The following is a 20,227-nucleotide window of genomic DNA, read 5'->3' as shown; positions in this document are numbered from 1 at the left end:
GAGCCGAAGTATGCCTCCCTCAGACGGGGCCGAGTCGCCGGGCACGCCGTGGGATCAAGGTGTGTTGGCGTCGAGCTTTTGCCGAAGCCCGGCGCGGCCGGGTTCGAGGTCGAGGGCTGCCTGCCAGTGGCGGCGGGCGGCGTCGCGGCGGCCGCGAGCGGCTTCCGCGTCGCCGAGGCGTTCGTACAGCCTCGCGGTCGGCTCGTCGGCTTCGGCCGCTTTCGTCAACCATTCGACCGCCGTGTCGAACGCGCCGTCGGCGAAGTGCGCCCAGCCGATGTCGCTGAGGAGGTCGCCGCGCTCCCGATCGTCGTCCGGCATCTCGTCTGCCAAGATGACGAGGGCTTCGTCGAGGAGGCGGAGCGCGGCGCGGTACTCGCCGGCTTCGGTGTGGGCGATCGCGGCGATGCGGACGAGGGCGTACTGGCCGGGGAAGAGGAGCGTCGCCTCCTCGGCGGCGTCGAGCGCGGCGTCAGCATCGCCGGAGCGGAGGTGGGCGGCGACGAGCTGCGCCCACGCCGTCGGGTTGCGTGGGTCGTCGGCAAGGGCGCGGCCGAGGGCGTCGGCGGCGGCGGCCCATTCCTCGTCCCGGTAGCGGAGGTCGCCGAGCATGAGGAGCGCGGAGCCGTCGGCCGCGTCGGTTGCATCGGCGGCTTCGAGCAGGCGGCGGGCGGTCTCGGCAGCGGCAGGATCGTCGTTGGCGCGGAGGTAGAGCGCAGCGGCCTGCGCGAGCGAGGCATCGGAGACGACGCCCGGCTCGCCGAAGGCGCCGAGGAGCGCGTCGGCGCGGTCGTCGTCGCCCCGTTCGCGGTAGAGGGCGGCGAGGCGTACGAGCGCGTCCGGGTCGTCGGGCCGCTCGGCGAGGAGCGCTTCGAGCGTCGTCACGGCGGCGTCGGCGCGGCCGGCTTCGGCGTAGAGATCAGCCAGTTCACGGCGGAGCGATCGATTATCGGGTTCGAGATCGACGAGGGCTTCGAGCATGCGGATGGCACCCGCCGTGTCGCCCTTGCGCTGGTAGATGGCGAGCATCCGCGTCCGCACCGCGCCGCTCTCGCCGACCTGATCGAGCACGCGGTCATACGTTGCAAGGGCGTCGTCGAGCCGCCCGCCCTGTTGCTGGATCCGCGCGAGGGCGGTGAGCGCCGGGAGGTCGTAGGGCGCGACGGCGAGCAGGTCTTCGTAGGTGCTGATCGCAGCTTCGTACTCGCCCGCGACGAGTTGAAGCCCGGCGAGGTGGCGGTACGTGCTGGGCTCGTCGGGCGCGGCCTCGACGGCGCGCGTCGCGAAGTACAGCGCCGTGGTGACGTCGCCCTGAGCCTCGTGGGCTTCGGCGAGGGCGGCGAGGAAGGCGGCCTGGCCGGGGAGGATCTGCAACGCCCGCTCGTACTGCCCGATCGCTGCGTCGTAGTCGCCGAGGTAGGCCCGCGTCATGCCACGGACGAACGCCTGCTCCGCCTGCATCGCGAGCGTGGTGTCGCTGACGGCTTTCCGCTGCGCCGCGGACGGCGCCGCGACGAGGGGGGCGAGAGCGAGGAGGAGAGTGAGTCGGAGCATAGCGGTGGGGTCGTCCGGCGAGGTCTAACGCGTAGCGCGGCAAAAGTTCGGCTGGGGTAATTTAGGCACGTCGAGAGGGAGCGCGGAGGTCGCGCCCGTTCGGCACCGACCTCGCCGCGTTCACCCTCGCCCTCGCGCTCATGAAGCTGACCCGGTTCAAAGCCCCGGACACGACGCTCATCATCTTCTCGATCATCGTCCTCGCCGCGCTCCTCGCGTGGGTCATCCCGCCGGGCGCGTTCGAGACGGTCGAACTGGAGACGGCGGCGGGGACGAAGAACGCCGTCGTGCCGGGCTCCTTCCACTTCGTCGAGCGGCCGGACGTGGGGCTCGTCGCCGGCATCGTCGGCACGATCGGCGCCATCCTCACCGCGCCGATCCTCGGGATCATCGACGCGGCCGACATCATCGGGTTCGTCCTCCTCGTCGGCGGGGCATTCGGCGTGCTGCAGCGGACGGGGGCCGTCGACGCCGGGCTGGAGCGGCTCGTCCGCGGCGCCCGTCGCTCGCGCTCCATCGAGCTGCTGACGATCCCGCTCTTCATGGTCCTCTTCTCGCTCGGCGGGGCGACGTTCGGGATGTCGGAGGAGACGGTCCCGTTCATCCTCATCTTCGTCCCGCTCGCGCTCTCGCTCGGCTACGACTCCATCACCGGCGTGGCGATCCCGTTCGTCGGCGCGGGCGCGGGCTTCGCGGGGGCGTTCCTCAACCCGTTCACGGTCGGCGTGGCGCAGGGCATCGCAGAAGTCCCGTTGTTCTCGGGGCAGGGCTTCCGCATCGTGCTGTGGCTCGTGATCACGGCCGTCGCCATCGCCTACGTCATGTGGCACGCGCACCGCGTCAAGCGCGACCCCGAGCGGAGCCCGGTCTACGAGATCGACCGGAAGAAGCGCGCGGCGGGCGTCCACGCGACGGAGGAGGGATTCGGCGAGATCAGCCGTCGGCAGCTGTGGGTGCTCGGCGTGTTCTTCGCCGGGATCGCGCTCCTCGTGTGGGGCGTGACGCAGCAGGGGTGGTACATCGTCGAGATCGCGGCGCTCTTCCTCGGCATGGGGATCGCGATGGGCGTCGCGGGCCGGCTCGCTCCGTCGGAGACCTCGCAGGCGTTCATGACGGGGGCGAAGGACCTCCTCGTGACAGCGCTCGTGATCGGGCTCGCGCGCGGCATCCTCGTCGTCATGCAGGACGCGCAGATCATCGACCCGATCCTGAACGCGCTCGCCTCCGTCATCGGCGAGGCCGGGCCGATCGTCGCGGCCCAGGTCATGTTCCTCGTGCAGACGGCGATTAACTTCTTCGTCCCCTCCGGCAGCGGGCAGGCCGCCCTCACGATGCCGATCATGGCCCCGCTCGCCGACCTCGTCGGGGTCTCGCGGCAGACGGCGGTCTTGGCCTACCAACTCGGCGACGGGTTCACCAACCTCATCATCCCCACGAGCGCGATCCTGATGGGCGCCCTCGCGCTCGCTGATGTGCCGTGGCAGCGGTGGGCGCGGTGGATCCTCCCGCTCCAGCTTATCTTCGTCGTGCTCGGCTTCGTCGCCCTCGCGATCGCTGTAGCGAGCGGGTGGGGCGCGGCTTCGGTCGCCGTCCCAGTGCCGTAAGCTGGTACGGGGCTTGCATAAGTGAGGCGGTAACGTAATCTTAGCGGCGTTCCGCCCGTTCATCCCATTCCCTGTCCCGCCGTGGATGTCTCCGGTCTACAGGCCGACCAGCATCCGCTACACTCCCAACCCCTTCCCGACATGACCAAGCTGCTGAAACCGGGCCTCTTCGCCCTGATGGCCCTCTTCTTCTTTTCCGCCGCGGCCCAAGCCCAGAGCCCGATCGGGATGTGGCGGACGATCGACGACGAAACCGGCGAGCCGAAGTCGGTCGTTGAGATTTACGAGCAGGACGGCGAGCTCTTCGGCAAGATCGTCAAGATCCTCCCCGAGGGCCGGTCGCCGATCTGCGACATCTGCGAAGGGGAGTACGAGAACAAGAACCTCGTCGGGGCCGTGATCGTCAAGGGCATGGAGCGCGACGGCGACGAGTGGGAGGACGGTTCCATCACCGACCCGAAGAACGGCAAGACGTACAGCGCCAAGATGTCGCTGAAGGACGCGAACACGCTCGAAGTGCGCGGCTTTATCAAGGTCCCGCTGATGGGGAGCTCGCTCGGCCGGACGCAGACGTGGTACCGCGTGACGTCGTAACCGCGCCCGCTCGCGGTATCCCGTAGCCTCATTAGGGCGGCCTGCGTGCCTGTTGCGCAGGCCGTCTTTTTTGTATACTCCCGCACGCAAGGCCTCGAACCCGCATCGCACGTCCCGGACCGGAGTCCGCCGGGGGTTGCCCCCGACCGGTTCCGCGTCCCCGGCCAGACCCCAGAGCGTCTTCCCAACCCCAGCGTCAGACATCTGCGCCGTCCGCCAGCGCCCGGCTTCGCCCGGTGGGAGGGAGCCATGAGCGCCCTCGGCGGACACGTCCTCGTCCTGAACCAGGACTACCGCGCCCTCAGCGTGTGCAGCGTGGAGCGGGCCGTCGTGCTGCTGTGGCTGCACAAAGTGGAGCTCGTCCACGCCCGCGAGGATCAGGTGCTGCACTCGGCGCGGGCGCAGCACCCGTGGCCGAGCATCGTCCGGCTCAAGGTCTACGTCCACGTCCCCTACAAGCGGATCATGCTCTCGCGGAAGAACGTCCTTCGCCGCGACCGCCACCGCTGCCAGTACTGCCGCAGCAACGACCGCCTCACGATCGACCACGTCCTCCCGAAGTCACGCGGGGGGAAGGACACGTGGGAGAACCTCGTCGCGGCGTGTGTGCCGTGCAATAACCGGAAGGGGAACCGGACGCCTGAGGAGGCGGCGATGCCGCTCCTCCGCAAGCCCTTCCGCCCGAGCCACGTCATGTTCATCCGTGACTTCATCGGCCGTCTCGACGAGCAGTGGAAGCCGTACCTCTTCCTGGCGTAGTAGCGGGGCGTGAGGATTTGGCGAGGGCGATCGAAGACGCGAACGGGTTGATTCGTGATGCGTGCTACGTGACTACGGAACCGAGCACCTGCTTCGCCTTTGCGCTCACTCGTCACGGATCACGCACATGAACTTCCTCTCGAACCCGCTCGTCGCCCGGTTGCTGTGGGCGCTCCCGGCCTTGCTCCTCGCGATTGCCGTCTACCTGCTCTGGGCCGGCTTCGAACAGCACGGGGCTGCGACGGACGGCGTGCCGGTGCAGGCCGACGTCCTCGGCATCGAGACTACGGAGCGGTCGGAGATCACGCTCGGGCAGGTACTCCTGCGCTACGTGCCGCCGGGCGAGACCGTCGCCGTCGAGCGGACCGTCGAGATGCCGCTGACGTTCCTGAAGAGCATCGAGGCGCGGGAGCTGAAGCAGATCACCGTGCTCGCCCGGCCGGGCCACGGTCAGATCGTGCTGGAGCCCTACAAACGGCCGCAGTGGATCCTCTCGCTGAGCTTCGCGGCGATGTCGCTGATCGGCGCCATCGGCCTCGCGGTGATGGTGCGGGGGTGGAACCGGTTCCTCAGCCAGCACGGCGACCCGGCGAACGTGGCGCTACCGTAGCGATACGCTGGACTCGCGCTTGCTCTCATCCGAGCGGCCGGGCCGGGGCCGAGCCGTCGCCGGCCTGCGGTCCTCGCTGGGGCAGGGTGTCCTCGCTCGCGCGCAGCGTGAAGACGGTCAGCTCGGGGCGGCAGAAGAGGCGGGCAGGGACGAGGCTGAAGCCGATGCCGCGGTTGACGTACGCCCGATTGCCGGGCGCGCCGATGGAGGTCGACGCCCACCCGTCGGCGATCACCTCGCGGTCGCGGGCGATGTCAAGCCAGCTGTTGGCCGGGGTGAACGGGAGGCGGAGCTGTCCGCCGTGCGTGTGCGCCGTGAGCACGAGCGGCGCCTGTTGCGCAGGGAGCTCGCGGAACGAGACCGGGTTGTGCATGAAGACCACGCGGGCTGCGCCGTCGGGCACCGTCCCTAGTGCTGCCGCCGGCCGCGCCTCCTCCGCCCACGCCGATCCGACACCGACGACGTGCAGCGCGCCACCGTCCCGCACTGCCTCTACGACCTCGTTCTCCAACACGTCGATCCCGGCGGATTCGAGCTCCGACGCGAGGAATCGTGCCATCGCAGGCCGCTTCTCGCTCGACTCCTTCATCATCGAGTAGTCGTGGTTGCCGAGCACGGCGTAAGTCGGAATGCCGGCCTCAGCGAGGGGGCGGACGAGGGCGACGGCTTCGCGCACCTTCGCCGAGTCGGGTTTGTAGACGAAGTCACCCGCGATGAGGACGAGGGCCGGCTGCGCTTCGATCGTTTCTTCGACGGCTTCCTCGATCATCCCCGTGTTGTCCCACCACATCCCGACCTGGAAGTCGGCGAGGAGGGCGACCCGCTGGCCCTCCCACGACGCCGGGAGGTTCGGGACCTCGGCCTCGTGCTCCTGCGTGTCGAGGAGGAGGCGCGGCTCCACCGCGAAGCTCCAGATGATGTGGAGGAGGAGAAGCGCGAGGAGGCCGCCGCCGATCGACTTGAACATGGGACGTAAGATGGGAGATGGGAGAAGGGATGTAAGGTCAACACGATAAGTGGCTACACTGATCCGGCGATCTGGGGAATCCCGTTTGGATTGTATCCGTGAGCGGCGGGCCGTATCCTGCCCCGTTTATTTCCTGACCCTGCCTCCCATGCGCACCCACTCCGCTCTCGTTCTCCTCGTCGCCCTCGCCGTAGGCCCGCCTGCCGTCGCCCAAGCGGGGGCTGGCACGTGGTCGCTGCTCGACGCCTCGCCCTTCCACGGCTACCGCTTCGAGGACGGCAGCTTCCTCGACCCTGAGACCGGGTGGATCGTCAACCCCGACGGCGAGATCTGGGGAACGACGGACGGCGGCACGAGCTGGACCTTCCTCGACCAAGTTCCGGCGTACCTCCGCGCTACCGTCTTCGTCAACGAGCAGCACGGATTCGTCGGCACGCTCAACCAGAGCAACGTGCTCTACGAGACCACGGACGGCGCGACGTTCACCGACATCACGGATCGCATCGATGGGCCGGTGCCGTCGGGGATCTGCGGGCTCTGGGCCGTCAATGAAGACGTGATCTACGGCGTTGGCTGGTATGCCGGACCCGCGCACTTCGTCAAGACGACGGACGGCGGGCAGACGTGGACGTCGCGTTCGATGTCGGAGTACGTCGGCTCGCTCGTCGACGTTTATTTCTGGGACGAGGAGCGAGGGATCGCCGTCGGCGGGACGGATGGCGCGGGGGCGAACAGCCGCGCTGTCGTGCTCCTGACCGAGGACGGGGGCGACACGTGGTCCGTCCGCTACACGAGCCCTATCAGAGAAAGCGGGGAGTGGAGCTGGAAGATCACTTTCCCAACGCCGACGACGGGCTACGTCTCGATCGAGGGCAACGGCGATCCCGCGAAGGTTCTGAAAACGACGGATGCGGGCGTGACGTGGAGCGTGCGCACGATCCCCGGCAGCAATGACCTGCAGGGCCTCGGCTTCATCACCGAGAACGTCGGCTGGGCGAGCGGGCGCGGCATGACGTCGGTGACGACGGACGGCGGTACCACGTGGTCGCCGCTCGCGCTCGACGGCAGCATCAACCGCTTCGAGTTCTTCGGCGACACGCTCGGCTACGCGATGGGGCATCGGATCTACACCCTGGCACGGCCCACGACGACCGACGCCGAGGGTACACCGTCGGCCTCCGTCGCGGCGATCACAGCGAGTTTCCCAAACCCGTTCGCTACCGCGACGACGATCCAGTACGAGACGGATCGGGCAGGCGATGTGACACTCGAGGTCCACGACGTGCTCGGGCGCCGCGTCGCAACGCTTGCTCAGGGCTTCCGCCCGCCCGGTCCTCACGAGGCGACGTGGGACGGGCGAGCCGAGGACGGCCGCGTGCTCGCGTCCGGCGTCTATCTCGTCAGGCTGACGGCGGGCGACCGCATCGCCACCCATCGCGTGACGCTTCTGAGGTAGCCGAAGATTGGTCGGGAAAGCTCGCTGCCCTTGCGGTTCGCTGTTGGCGAAGCGGCTCGTCGAGAGACCGGCGTAGTGTTGTCTAACGTGTGCAACGTTCGTATCCTTCGTGCTCCACCCCCGTAGTTTCGCCCCCATGCGCAAACGCCTTCTCCTATCCGTCGAGCGCCCGGCCGTCGTCAGCGACCGCTGGTACCGCCCGTTTATGGGCGAGCGGAAGCGTAGGGGAGGACGAAGGTCGTAGGCGTCGAACGGACGCTTCTCGAACGAGCCCATCCCTGCAGACGCGGGGGTGGGTTTTTTCGTGCTCACCGCCGCGTCCCAACCCAATTTGATTATGTCTGACACGCTGAACGGAACAGCGCTTCTGGCGCGTGGATGGCTCGAGGGGCCGCTGCTTGGCCGCGCCCTCACCCTCTACGCGGAGCTGACGGACGCCGGCCTCGATGCCGCCGACGCCCTCTCACTCCTCGACCGTATCCACTCGGACCCCGCCTCCATCACGTCGCGTGAGCAAGGCTTCGACCTCGCGCAAGCCGTGCTTGCCGACCGCCACCGGCCCGAGCCGCCGGTCGTGCGCGACCAGCCGCTGGACGCCCCGGTCTGGGGTCGCGAGTTGATCGACCCGCAAGCGGTGGAGCAGCTTCGCGACGCGATGCGGCTGCCCGTGACGGTCGCCGGCGCGCTCATGCCCGACGCGCACATCGGCTACGGCGTCCCCATCGGCGGGGTCGTCGCTCTCGACGGGGCCGTCGCGCCGTACATGGTCGGGGTGGACATCGCCTGCCGCATGATGCTCTCGGTCTATCCCGCCGACGCGCTTGGCTACCTCGACGACGAAGCGCAGCGTGACCGGCTTCGTGCCGCGCTCCGTCGGGAGACGCGGTTCGGCATCGGTGCGCGGTTCCAGCCCGGGGAGCGGCGGCAGCACGCCGTCCTCGACGACCCCGATTGGGCGGCGACGCCGCTGCTCCAGAGCCTGAAAGACAAGGCGCATGCGCAGCTAGGCACGAGCGGCACGGGCAATCACTTCGTGGATGCGGGGCGGCTCGCGGTGGACGAGGCGGGCGCTTCGGTGCTCGGTGTTGCACCGGGGACATACTTCGCGCTCCTCACGCACTCTGGCAGCCGAGGCGTGGGCGCCATCATCGCCGATCGGTACTCGAAGTGGGCGCGCGAGGCGACGCCGCTCCCCAAAGACTTGCAGTCGCTCGCGTGGCTCGGACTCGACACCGAGCTCGGGCAGGAATACTGGACGAGCATGAACCTCGCCGGCCGGTTCGCCTCGGCGTGCCACCACACGATGCACGAGGCGCTGGCCGCGTCGCTCGGGCTGGAGCGCGTCGTTGCCGTGGAGAACCACCACAACTTCGCGTGGAAGGAGACGCACGAGATCGACGGCGAGACGCGCGAGGTCATCGTACACCGGAAGGGCGCGACGCCGGCGCACGAAGGCGTGCTCGGCGTCGTGCCCGGCTCGCAGGGCCACCCGTCGTACGTCGTCCGCGGGCGAGGGGCCGCTGCGTCGCTCGGTAGCGCCAGTCATGGGGCCGGACGGCGCATGGGACGCAAGCACGCCCTCCGCGAGATCCCCCGCGCCGCCCGCGATGCGTGGCTCAAAGAGCGCGGCGTCGAACTCCTCGCCGGCGGCCTCGACGAAGCGCCGCAGGCGTACAAAGACATCGACGAGGTCCTCGCACTACAAGCCGATCTCGCCGAGCCCATCGCTGCCTTCCGCCCAGAGGTCGTGCTAATGGCCTCGGATGGGAAGTCAGAGGGGTAAGGCCAGCATGCGCCCGCCGCGCCGGATTCTCCTCTTCCGGCGCGGCGGGTGCGCTGGGCTACACCTTTTGATAGAGCTCGCCGCCACCCTCGCGGAAGGCCTCGGCGCGCTCGCGCATCCCCTCGGGAATCGCCGCTTCGACGTCGACGCCGTGCTCCTCGGCGTAGTCGCGGACGTCCTGGGTGATCTTCATCGAGCGAAGATTGCCGAGGGGATGCGCGAGCGTCAGAGGCGCGTAATGCGTCCGTCGTCGACTTCGTAGAAGTCGGGGTTCCTCTCGGCGACGCGCACGATGGCTTCGTGAAACGCTTGCTCGAATGAAACGGGCTCTGCGGGATCGCCGACGTGGTAGCACGTCGCTTGACTCCCTTGTGGGTCGGCGTCCACGAGAACGATGTAGAGTCGCTCGAATTGCTCTTCGCGGTCTCCGGGATCGTCGCGTCCTGTGAACAGCTTCAAGCGTTGGTGCGCGTTGTGGAACGTCGAGTTGCGGAGGTCCGTGCCGTCTCTCAGTGCACCTACGTCCAAAAAGAGAAATCCCAGTACGACTGCGTACGGGAACCGTCGGTGCAGCGTGACAGCTTCGAAGAGGAGGTCGCCGCGCCTGTTGGTAAGGTTTTTCTGGAAGTTGCCGGAGCGGGCGTCACGCCAATTGATCGTTTTGACGGAGATCGAGAAGATGAGCCCGCACTCCTCCGTAGCCCACGTTACATCCACCTTCTTGGCGCCGATCCCGCCGGCCATGCGCCGCTCGGAGCCGGAGGGACCGTCCGATCCCGGGGGAGCAGGGAGCGCCTCGCGCATCCCACGTTGTCGCACCGCTTCGGAAAAGGCAGAGGCAATCGCAGCCGACATTTCTTGGGAGTAGGCTTGCTTACGCTTGGCGTACCCCTCCTTTGACGCGAGCGCATCGAGCGCGTGCTTCAGAAGGGTGTCAACGGAGTCCATTCGAGGCACGGGCTAGGACGTGAGCGAGAGCGCCGATTGACGGGCGTCCTGGCGACTTGCTTCGAGAGGGCCGACCAAGCGAGAGATCAGCGCATCGGGGAAGGGAATCCGTTTCAAGACAGAACTCTGCAGCCTCCGGTACCCGTTCGCTGCCGGTTGGGCGTGCGCCATTAGCCACTTTGACGTCGCCGCGCTGTTGAGTACCTCGGCGAGCAGGTCGAGGTGGCTGGCATCTCGCGGCACGATGTAGTAAGTGGAGTGACGAGGGACAATGGTCCCCGCGCGGTCAATCCAGAAGTGAGGCTCGGGCGCGATGTCTTTACAGAGGAGTTTCGGCCTCAGCAGGTCGGCCATCGGTGGGGTTTCGTGGAAGGCATACCACGGTTTGCGCCGGACGCACGTGCGGCGTAAGAGGGTTTCCTTCCGGCTCGGCTCGGCGAGGTAGGCGCCGAGGTCCCCTAGATGGTCGGGGGCAAGCAACGCGCCTTGACGATCGTAGGGTACGAGCATCACGTCCGAAGGCACGGGCTCAGCCTCGGGCTCGAGCTGGCGCCCGGCGAGCGTTGGGTACGCATACGGCTGCAGGTGTGGCGGGAGCGCATCGAGAGGCTGCACGAACACGCGGTCTGCTCCGGTGGCAACGCCGCAACTGATACGGCGGGTCACGTCAGCGAGCGTGAGGCGGGATGCTGTCTTGTCCGCGCCGTGGATCAAGGCGTTGACGGAAGACCCATCCTTCGGGAACGTAACGAACCGTGAGGAGCCGTCTCGCAGGGTCACGCGCGTGGGTTCGGCCGACGGGACGGCATCGACGACCGTTACTGCGGGGTATGTTACGAGACCGGAAAAGGTGTCCTCGCTGAGCAAGACCACCTCGCTGACAGTGCGGTGTGCGAGCATCTTGCGCAGCGGTTTTGCAGCACCGACGGAGAGGTACTTCTCCGGCGTGATGAACACGAGGCGCCCGTTCTCGCTGAGGAGGCGGAGCGCTTGCTCGAAGAACAACCCGTACAAATCGAAGCGGCCGGAAGCCGTGGCGAAGTGTTCGCGGTAGCGTGCTTTCTCACGCTCGGTGAGTTGCGTGATCGGAACGTACGGAGGGTTCCCGACGACGTAGTCGGCGGCAGGCCCCGCCCACTCCAAGAAATCCGCCTCGACAATCTCCACGCTCGGCTCGCCAGCGAAACGGCTGCGTGCCTCGGCCGCTCGGCCCGGATGCACCTCAACCCCTAGCAGGCGAGGCGGCGGGGAGGCATGCTGCTGGCACCACCGCAGCACGCCCTCGACGAACTCGCCCTCGCCGCACCCCGGGTCGAGAAGGAGGTGTTCGGGCGACGGCGGGGCGTCGGCGAATAGCCGGGCCACCATGTCGTCGACTACGGGGGGCGGGGTTGGGACGAATCCTTTCATCGGGGGCGGGAGTCTATCGGTCCCGCAAGATACGGGGCACGGCTACACCTCCTGATACAGTTCGCCGCCGCCGTCGCGGAACTGCTCAGCTTTGGCGCGCATGCCCTCCGGAATCGCGGCCTCGACGTCGACGCCGTGCTCCTCGGCGTAGTCGCGGACGTCCTGGGTGATCTTCATCGAGCAGAACTTCGGCCCGCACATCGAGCAGAAGTGGGCGACTTTGGCCGAGTCCTTCGGGAGCGTCTCGTCGTGGAAAGCGCAGGCCTTCTCGGGGTCGAGGCCGAGGTTGAACTGGTCCTCCCAGCGGAACTCGAATCGGGCCTTGGAGAGCGCGTTGTCGCGGGCCTGCGCACCCGGGTGGCCTTTTGCGAGGTCGGCGGCGTGGGCGGCGATTTTGTACGTAATCACGCCCTCGCGCACGTCGTCGCGGTCGGGGAGGCCGAGGTGCTCTTTCGGGGTGACGTAGCACAGCATCGCGCAGCCGAACCACCCGATCATCGCCGCGCCGATGCCGCTCGTGATGTGGTCGTAGCCGGGGGCGATGTCGGTGGTGAGCGGGCCGAGCGTGTAGAACGGGGCCTCGCCGCACCAGTCGAGCTGCTTCGTCATGTTCTCCTGGATGAGGTGCATCGGGACGTGGCCCGGGCCCTCGTTCATCGTCTGCACGTCGTGCGCCCATGCCTTCTTGTTCAGCTCGCCCTGCACGTAGAGCTCGGCGAACTGCGCGTCGTCGTTCGCGTCTTCGATCGAGCCGGGGCGGAGGCCGTCGCCGATCGAGAAGCTGACGTCGTAGGCGGCCATGATCTCGCAGATCTCGTCCCAGTGCGTGTGGAGGAAATTCTCTTTGTGGTGGGCGAGGCACCACTTCGCCATGATCGAGCCGCCGCGCGAGACGATGCCGGTCCGCCGCTTCGCCGTGAGCGGGACGAAGCGGAGGAGCACGCCCGCGTGGATCGTGAAGTAGTCGACGCCCTGCTCGGCCTGCTCGACGAGCGTGTCGCGGAAGAGGTCCCACGTGAGGTCCTCGGGCACGCCGCCGACTTTTTCGAGCGCCTGATAGATCGGGACCGTGCCGATCGGGACGGGCGAGTTGCGGAGCATCCACTCCCGCGTCTCGTGGATATTCGCGCCGGTAGAGAGGTCCATCACGGTGTCGGCGCCCCAGCGGATCGCCCAAACGAGTTTCTCGACCTCCTCCGCGATGCTCGACGTGACGGCGCTGTTGCCCATGTTGGCGTTGATCTTCACGAGGAAGTTCCGCCCGATGATCATCGGCTCGAGCTCGGGGTGGTTGATGTTCGCCGGGATGATGGCGCGGCCCCGCGCGACCTCGTCGCGGACAAACTCGGGCGTGATGACGTCGGGGATCTTGGCGCCCCACGGCTGGCCCGGATGCTGGTGGAAGATGCTCGGGTCGGCCTCGCGGAGAGCGTCGAGCTTCTGGTTCTCGCGGATAGCGATGTACTCCATCTCGGGCGTGATCTCGCCGCGCCGGGCGTAGTGGAGCTGCGTGACACACTGCCCGGCCTTCGCCCGGCGGGGGGCGTGGACGTGCTCGAACCGGAGGTGCTCGGTCCGGGCGTCGGCGGCGCGCTCGCGGCCGAAGGCACTCGTCAGGCCGGGAAGCTGCTCGGTGTCGCCGCGCGCCTCGATCCACGCGCCGCGCACGCTCACCAGACCGCGCCGGAGGTCGATCGCAGCGTCGGGGTCGGTGTACGGGCCGCTCGTGTCGTAGATCGGGAACGGCGGGTTCGGCTGGCCGCCATGGCTCCCCGGCGAGTCGCTGAGCTCGACTTCGCGCATCGGCACGCGGATGCCGCGCGTGCCCTCGACGTAGACCTTCTTCGAGCGCGGGAACGGGCGGCGGACCTCTTCGGAGAGCTCGTCGAGCCGGTCGTGGGTGCGGGCGTCGGCGGCGCGCTTGGCGGCGGCGGAGGTGGGGAGGGCGGCGGAGGGGGCAGGCGCGTGGGGCATGGCGGCTTCCGAAAGGCGGGCGGGATGGATCGGAAGCCGGAGCGCGCGGGAGCCGCAGACCGGAAAGCCTCCCTACGCCGGTGCGAACCGGATCAGGTGCGAAGGGTCTTTCTCAGCCCCGACACGTCGGGGCACCCCTGGCTTCCGTGGCTCCAACATACGACGCCGCCCGGCCGATGCCAACGCTCACCCCTGCGGCTCGCGGTACGCAAGGAGACGGAGCGCGTTGAACACGACGATGAGCGTGCTGCCCTCGTGGAGCGCCACCGCGGGGCCGATCCCGAGCCCGAAGATCGTCGCCGGGACGAGGAACGCCACCATCCCGAGGCTGAGCCACAGGTTCTGCCGGATGATGCCCCGCGTCTTCCGGCTCAGCCCGACGGCGAACGGGAGGTGCCGGAGGTCGTCGGACATGAGCGCCACGTCGGCCGTTTCGAGCGCGACGTCGGAGCCCGCCGCGCCCATCGCGATGCCGACCGTCGCGTTCGCCATCGCGGGCGCGTCGTTGACGCCGTCGCCGACCATCGCCACCTTGGCCTCGCGGCCGAGGGCTCGGATCGTCTCCACTTTGTCGTCGGGCATGAGGTCGCCGCGCGCCTCGTCGAGCCCGACGGCCCTCGCGACGGCGTCGGCCACGCGCTGGTTGTCGCCGGAGATCATGACCATGCGCTCGATGCCGAGAGCACGGAGCCGGGCGATGGTCTCTTCGGCCGCCTCGCGCGGCGTATCCATCAGCCCCACCACGCCGAGGTAGCGGTCGCCCCGGCGGACGACGAAGGTCGTTCGACCCTCGGTTTCGAGCCGCTCGACGGTCTGCCGGACGGCGTCGGGGAGCGGCGGGCCGGGGACTTCGGCGAAGAGGACGTCTTTCCCGATGAACACGGGGTCGCCGCCGAGGTCGGCGCGGATGCCGCGGCCGGTGATGCTCTGGAGGTCGTGCGCTTCGGCGGACGCGACGCCCTCGGCCTCGCCGTGCCGGACGACGGCTTTCGCGAGCGGGTGGTCGCTCAGCCGCTCGACGGCGACAGCAGTCGTAAGCAACTCCTCGGCCGTCGCGCCCTCGGCGGGCACCACGTCCGTCACGCGCGGGGCGCCCTCCGTAAGCGTCCCGGTTTTGTCGAAGGCCATCGCCGTGAGCTGGCCGAGGTTTTCGAGCGGCCCGCCGCCTTTGACGAGGACGCCGCCGCGCCCGGCCCGCGCCACGCCCGAAAGCACGGCGCTTGGCGTCGCGATCGCGAGCGCGCACGGGCTGGCCGCGACGAGCACGGCCATCGCTCGGTAGAATGACTGGGCGAAGGTCTCGTCCACGACGACGAACGCGAAGTGGAGCAGAACGACGAGGGCGAGCACGGCGGGCACGAAGACCCGCTCGAACCGGTCGGTGAAACGCTGCGTCGGCGACCGCTCCGTCTCGGCCTCCGTCACGAGTTGGACGACGCGGGCGAGCGTGGACTCGCTCGCCGTCTTCGTTACGACGACCTCGAGCGCGCCGCTCCCGTTGATGGTGCCGGCGAAGACGCGATGGTCGGCGGCGAGCGCCTGCGGGTTTTCGAGCGCGGCCTCGGCATCGTCCACGGGCCGCTTGTCCACGGGCACGCTCTCGCCGGTGACGGGCGCCTGGTTCACGTCGCTCTCGCCCTTGACGACGAACCCGTCGGCGGGCAGCCGCTCGTTCGTCTTTACGACGACCGTGTCGCCCACGCGCAGTTCCTCGACGGGCACCTCGCGCTCGGCGCCGTCGCGGCGGACGAAGGCCGTTTCGGGGGCGAGGTCGGCGAGGGCTTCGATGGCCTTCCGCGCGCGGCCCATCGCGTAGCCTTCGAGCGCGTGGCCGATCGAGAAGAGGAAGAGCAGCAGCGCGCCCTCGAACCACTCGCCGAGCGCGGCGGCCCCGGCCGCGGCGACGAGCATGAGGAAGTCGATCTCGAACCGCCCGGCGCGAATCGAGTCTACGGCCTCGCGGACGGTGAACCACCCGCCGAAGAAATACGCCCCGATGAAGAGGGCGAGCGGCACCCACGCGACGATCTCGGTGAGCGCCCCCAGCAGCCACCCCGTTACGACGCAGACGCCGGAGAGGACAGCGAAAATCAGCTCGGTCCGCTCGCCGAAGATGCCGCCGTGGGCGTGGCCGTGCGCCCCACTGCCCCCTGCGTGTTCGTGATGCTCGCCCGGCGCGTGGTCGTGTCCCTCGTGGTCGCGGTGACCGGGGAGCGCCGCCTGCTCGGCAGGCACAGCGGCGGCGACCGTGACGCCGAGCCCGTCGAGTGCGCGCCGGAGCGCGGCCTCATCGGTGGCTTCGCGGTCGAACTCGATGCGGATCGGCCCGGTCGCGTTCGCCTCGGCCTCGACGACGCCCGGCTGCTGCTTCAGTCGCTCGGCGACCGTGCGCGCGCGGCGCTGATGGGCGAGCCCGTCAATCTCCCACAGCACGTGGCCGTAGCGCCCGGTGATGCGGGCGCCGGTCCGCTCGGCGATGCGGCGGATGCGGGGGAGGGCGACGGCACCGGGGTCGTAGTGGATGCAGACCCGAGCGGGCACGCCGTTCTCCGCCGGGAGGACGTGGGCGCGCTCGACGCCTTCCGTGGCCGCGAGCTCGTCGGTGAGGCGAGCCACGCAGGCATCGCGCTCGTCGGGGATGTCCGGGAGGAGGACGGGGAGATCGAGACGGAAGGTCTCCGACATGGCGGCGTGCGGCTCCGAGCAGACGCTCCGATCATCGGTCGGCGCGCCCGGGCGGGAGGGGAGGGAGGTAGAGCTACGCCCTCAACATAACGCGGCCGGTCGGAAGGGGGCCTCCGCATCCTGACTTCGATAACCACAGGGGGCGCATCGGGTATGTTCGCCCCCGCGTCCGTCCTACGAGATCCCTACCTGAGCACCAAATTCCCGGAATCGGAGCCACATCCGCCACCACAGCGGGCGGTTGACGGAGTACCGATGGATCCGGTCACGCTCCCACGGATACGGGTCGAAGCCGTACATGCTGAACGTGAGAGGCTGTCTTTCTTGGGGCCGATCTACTGCTGGGCTATTGCTTTCGGGGCACATAGAGGCGTGGTGGTGCGCTCGATCATAAGCGTAATGACAGAGCGCATAATAACCGGATTTGATGGGGCGGTTCCACCCTCCACACATAACTCACTCTTGCCAATCATCCGCTCCAAAGGAGCCACGTCGGCGTACGACTTTGTCTTCAGTGATGATGTCGGGAAAGAAGAATTTCGGTGCGATGGTGGAGTCTGGGTTATCGTCACGGCGGAGGTTCAGGTAAGTGTGCCAGCGCATTTCCATGCGGAAATTTCCATGCGGAAATTCGTCGCAGCCGCCCTCGAACCCCTTGGCGCCCCGAGGTCCAGCGCCATTAGAACTCATATTTCACGCCGCCGTTGACGACGAACCCGTCCGTCGGCGCCCACACCTCGGCGAAGGTCGGCGTGGCCCGTGGGCCGAGCACGACGGGATCGTAGTTCGTCTGCTGCGTGTCGAGGAAGTTCTCGAAGTTGAGGAAGAGGCGGGCCGGTCCCACCCGCCACTCGGCCATGACGCCGGTGATCCAGTAGCCCGGCACGCGCTCGCCGTCGGAGAGCCGCTGCGGGCCGGTGTAGTACGCTTCCAACCCGACGCGGCCGCGCCCGTGCTGCTCCCACACGAGCACGGTGTATGTCTTGTGCTCGGGCGTGAGGGCGAGCCGGGTCCGCTCGTCGCCGGCGGCGTCGCGGACGCCGCCGCGGTCGGTCGTCGTCGCGTCGAGGTAGACGTAGCCGAGGAACAGCTTGAAGTCGCCGAGGCCGAACCGGGCGTTCGTTTCGAGCCCCTGCGTGCGGACGGGGCCGCCCGCGTTCCGGTACCGGAGCAGGCCATCGGCCGGGCCCTCTCGGCCAATCTCGACGACCGGTACGAGCGCGTCGTCGAGCCGCGTGAGGTAGAGCGCCTGGTTGAGCGAGAGCGAGACGCGGTCGAAGAGGACCGTCTCCACGTTTATGTCGAACGTGCCGCCGTACGAGGTCTCCGCGTCTACGTCGTCGCCGAGGGGGAGGACGCCGGCGAACGCCCGCTCCTCCGACGGTTCGAGGAACACCGTCGGCGCTTTATAGCCCAGCCCGCCGGTGAGGCGGGCGCTGACGCGCTCCGTGATGCGGTAGAGCGCCGAGGCGCGGGGGAGCGCGAAGAAGCCGTACTCGTCGTGAACGTCGCCCCGGAGTCCGAGCTCGACGGCGAGCCGGTCCGCCACGTCCCACGTGTCTTGCACGAAGGCCCCGGCGGTGAGGTGCGCGTAATCCAGTTCCGCGTCAGGTCCTGCTTCGTCCGTGGGGTCCTGGTCGAAGGCGTCGGTGCGGAGGTCGAGTCCGGCGACGAGGTCGTGAGCGCCGAGGCGGAAGAGGCCTGAGGCCTCGGCGTAGGTGGCCGTCTGCGTCCCCTCGAACCGGTAGCCCGGCAGTTCCACGCTGCGGTCGAACAGGCTCGTGCTCTGCTTCAGCGTGAGCGTCGTCCGTTCCGAGAGGGCGTGGTCGAGCCGGGCCTGCGACGTGAGCCGCCGGCTCTCGCTTCGCTCGACGAAGGTGGCTCCGTCCACGTCGTCCCCATCGATGACGGCGACGTCGCCACCCTCACGCTCTTCCACGGTGCCCGCGAGGCCGACCCACACCGTCGTCGTCTCCGAGGGGTAGTAGTAGAGACGCGGCGCGGCGGTCGCGCGGCGCGTGCGGGGGATGTTGGTGAAGGCGTCGCCGTCGCCATCGTAGGCTTGCTGGAGGTTGCCCGAGGCGAGGAGCGTGTAGCCGAAGCGCCCAACGCGTTCGGCAAGGAAGGCGCCCGCGTCGAAGCCGCCCGCGCTCGTCGCGTTGAGGAGGAGGGAGCGTTCCGCCTCCTCGCTCGGCGTCTTCGAGACGAGGTTGACGAGACCGGCGATCGCGTCGCCGCCGTAGAGCGTCGAGGCCGGGCCCTTGATGATCTCGACCTGGCGGAGGTCGAGCGGCGGGACCTGGAGGAGGGAGAGCCCGCCGGAGAACCCGCCGTAGAGGGGGAAGCCGTCTTTGAGGAGCTGCGTGTAGCGGCCATCGAGGCCCTGGATGCGGATCGAGGCGTTGCCGGAGACGGCCGACGTCTGCTGCACGACGATGCCGGGCGACTCGTTCAGCAGCATCGAGATGTTCGACGGGTCCATCGAGATCTTCTCGTCGATCTCCTCGCCGGCAATCGTCTCTACGCGCGTGGGGATCTCCGCCATCGTCCGACTCGTCCGCGTCGCCCCGACCACGACCTCGCCGAGGTCGTCGTGCTCTTCCTCCAGTGCGACCTCGACGAGGGCCTCGGGCTCGGGCCGGGGGAACGAGAGCGTGAACTGCGCCGGCTCGAAGCCGACGAAGGAGACGGTGAAGGCTTGCTCACCGTCCGGGATGCCCGTCACGGTGGCGAGGCCGTCGGCTCCCGTGGCGGCGCCCGCCGCCGTTCCGTCGAGCACGACGCTCGCGCCGGGCAGCGGGTTGCCGGTGTGCTCGTCGGTGACGCGGACGAGGAGGGTGTGCTGGGCAGCGGCGGGGGCCGTCGTGGCGAGCAGTCCGCAGAGGGCGAGCGCGAGGAGGGCAGGCCGAAGGAGGGCCTGAGGGAAACGAAGAGGCATGGATCCGTGGCTGGTCCGCAGTACCGGCGTGCACCCGGAGGGCGACGCGATAGCGGATAGGTCTGGCAGAAATGGCGTGGGCGAAGCCCGCTCAGCGGGCGCGAACGTCGGCGAGGCGACGATCGTCAGCCACGGGGTGGATGCCAGATGGAGCGGCCGGGATCGGTGGCGGAGAGGGGAGAGGTGACGAGGGGCACCGCATCTGGAGAGCTGGCCCGGGTGGCGTCGCAGGGAGGTGCAGAGCGAAGGGCCGTCTTGCAACACCCGACGCACACCGCGCAGCAGCCGTCTCCTGGTGGGCAGCGCGAATCGCAGGGCTCCTCGCGTACCGGTTCCATATCCGAAGGGCTGGAGACGGTAGCATCCCCGTCGACCGCGTGGATCCCATCGGGGGCGATCGTGCAGCAGCCATCGCCGGCGTCGAGCGCGGGGGCGAGGAGGGCGAGCGCTATGAGGACGAGGAAGACCACGACGCCGAAGATCGCCTCCCACGGAGGGCGGCACAACCCACGCCACCGGTGCTGAGGTTAAGAATCGGTGTGCTATCCCTCCCTCGCAGACGAGGCGACCGCGGAGGGGCCCCGAGTTCGTACCACACTGGGCGTGTAGCTAGGTCGTGTGGACAATCAACGGAGTAGGGTGAGGGTCGAGACGAGCTGCACGAAGGCGAGGTAGTTCCGCCCCGTCTTCTCGTAGCGCGTCGCGATCCGCCGGTAGTGCTTGAGCCGGCCGAAGTACCGCTCGATCTGGTTCCGCTCCGCGTAGAGCGTACGGTCGAAGCCCCGCTTGAGGCTCCGCGACGGATTCGACGGGATCACCACCTCCGCCCCGCAGAGCGCGATCCGGCGTACGAGGTGGCCGGCGTCGTAGGCCGTGTCCGCCACGACGGCACGGGGAGCCAACCCCTCCAGGAGCGCCGCCGCCTGCGTGACGTCGCCGCGCTGC

Annotated in this window: 15 protein-coding genes and 1 riboswitch; of the genes, 6 read left to right on the top strand and 9 right to left on the bottom strand. The window is 68.7% G+C overall.

Annotated features, from left to right (window positions below; translation table 11 throughout):
- Positions 1-54: 54 nt before the first annotated feature.
- Complete coding sequence (locus ABJF88_14400) at positions 55-1,554, bottom strand: tetratricopeptide repeat protein (GenBank protein ID MEP0548123.1); 1,500 nt, start codon at positions 1,552-1,554, stop codon at positions 55-57.
- A 140-nt stretch (positions 1,555-1,694) separates the two neighbouring features.
- Here ABJF88_14400 and ABJF88_14395 point away from each other — a divergent pair, with 140 nt between their 5' ends.
- The 4 genes from ABJF88_14395 to ABJF88_14380 all read left to right on the top strand — a co-directional run bounded on the left by ABJF88_14395 (position 1,695) and on the right by ABJF88_14380 (position 5,121).
- Positions 1,695-3,158 carry a TIGR00366 family protein gene (locus ABJF88_14395; protein ID MEP0548122.1) on the top strand — a complete coding sequence of 488 codons (1,464 nt, stop codon included), beginning with the start codon at positions 1,695-1,697 and terminating at the stop codon, positions 3,156-3,158.
- Between the two features lie 141 nt (positions 3,159-3,299).
- A complete protein-coding gene (locus ABJF88_14390; protein MEP0548121.1) occupies positions 3,300-3,752 on the top strand; it encodes a DUF2147 domain-containing protein in 453 nt (150 codons plus the stop codon).
- A gap of 249 nt (positions 3,753-4,001) precedes the next feature.
- Complete coding sequence (locus ABJF88_14385; protein MEP0548120.1) at positions 4,002-4,511, top strand: HNH endonuclease; 510 nt, start codon at positions 4,002-4,004, stop codon at positions 4,509-4,511.
- Positions 4,512-4,638: 127 nt separating this feature from the next.
- On the top strand, positions 4,639-5,121 hold the full coding sequence (locus ABJF88_14380; GenBank protein ID MEP0548119.1) for a hypothetical protein: 483 nt from the start codon (positions 4,639-4,641) through the stop codon (positions 5,119-5,121).
- Between the two features lie 25 nt (positions 5,122-5,146).
- Here ABJF88_14380 and ABJF88_14375 read toward each other — a convergent pair whose 3' ends face one another.
- Positions 5,147-6,088, bottom strand: coding sequence for a metallophosphoesterase (locus tag ABJF88_14375; protein ID MEP0548118.1), 942 nt, complete (start codon positions 6,086-6,088; stop codon positions 5,147-5,149).
- A gap of 148 nt (positions 6,089-6,236) precedes the next feature.
- Between ABJF88_14375 and ABJF88_14370 the strand changes: the two genes are divergently transcribed.
- Both ABJF88_14370 and ABJF88_14365 read left to right on the top strand, forming a co-directional pair.
- Positions 6,237-7,544 carry a FlgD immunoglobulin-like domain containing protein gene (locus ABJF88_14370; GenBank protein ID MEP0548117.1) on the top strand — a complete coding sequence of 436 codons (1,308 nt, stop codon included), beginning with the start codon at positions 6,237-6,239 and terminating at the stop codon, positions 7,542-7,544.
- Positions 7,545-7,881: 337 nt separating this feature from the next.
- A complete protein-coding gene (locus ABJF88_14365) occupies positions 7,882-9,327 on the top strand; it encodes an RtcB family protein (protein ID MEP0548116.1) in 1,446 nt (481 codons plus the stop codon).
- 58 nt (positions 9,328-9,385) lie between these two features.
- Here ABJF88_14365 and ABJF88_14360 read toward each other — a convergent pair whose 3' ends face one another.
- The 7 genes from ABJF88_14360 to ABJF88_14330 form a co-directional block, all read right to left on the bottom strand.
- Positions 9,386-9,520 carry a hypothetical protein gene (locus ABJF88_14360; protein MEP0548115.1) on the bottom strand — a complete coding sequence of 45 codons (135 nt, stop codon included), beginning with the start codon at positions 9,518-9,520 and terminating at the stop codon, positions 9,386-9,388.
- 32 nt (positions 9,521-9,552) lie between these two features.
- Positions 9,553-10,275 (bottom strand): hypothetical protein, encoded by a 723-nt coding sequence (locus tag ABJF88_14355; GenBank protein ID MEP0548114.1) that lies wholly within the window; start codon positions 10,273-10,275, stop codon positions 9,553-9,555.
- 12 nt (positions 10,276-10,287) lie between these two features.
- Positions 10,288-11,685 carry an Eco57I restriction-modification methylase domain-containing protein gene (locus ABJF88_14350; protein MEP0548113.1) on the bottom strand — a complete coding sequence of 466 codons (1,398 nt, stop codon included), beginning with the start codon at positions 11,683-11,685 and terminating at the stop codon, positions 10,288-10,290.
- A gap of 42 nt (positions 11,686-11,727) precedes the next feature.
- On the bottom strand, positions 11,728-13,659 hold the full coding sequence (gene thiC / locus ABJF88_14345) for a phosphomethylpyrimidine synthase ThiC (GenBank protein ID MEP0548112.1): 1,932 nt from the start codon (positions 13,657-13,659) through the stop codon (positions 11,728-11,730).
- Between the two features lie 52 nt (positions 13,660-13,711).
- Positions 13,712-13,808: riboswitch (TPP riboswitch) on the bottom strand.
- 37 nt (positions 13,809-13,845) lie between these two features.
- Positions 13,846-16,344, bottom strand: a complete 2,499-nt coding sequence (locus tag ABJF88_14340) for a heavy metal translocating P-type ATPase (protein ID MEP0548111.1) — start codon at positions 16,342-16,344, stop codon at positions 13,846-13,848.
- Between the two features lie 679 nt (positions 16,345-17,023).
- Complete coding sequence (locus tag ABJF88_14335) at positions 17,024-19,282, bottom strand: TonB-dependent receptor (protein ID MEP0548110.1); 2,259 nt, start codon at positions 19,280-19,282, stop codon at positions 17,024-17,026.
- A 626-nt stretch (positions 19,283-19,908) separates the two neighbouring features.
- Positions 19,909-20,227: transposase (locus tag ABJF88_14330; GenBank protein ID MEP0548109.1), on the bottom strand; the 319-nt coding region annotated here is incomplete at its 5' end.

The sequence above is a fragment of the Rhodothermales bacterium genome (genome assembly GCA_039944855.1).
Taxonomy (GTDB): domain Bacteria; phylum Bacteroidota; class Rhodothermia; order Rhodothermales; family JANQRZ01; genus JBBSMX01.
The sequence above is the reverse complement of the archived record's forward strand: the minus strand, read 5'-3'. Positions and strand labels throughout refer to the sequence as shown.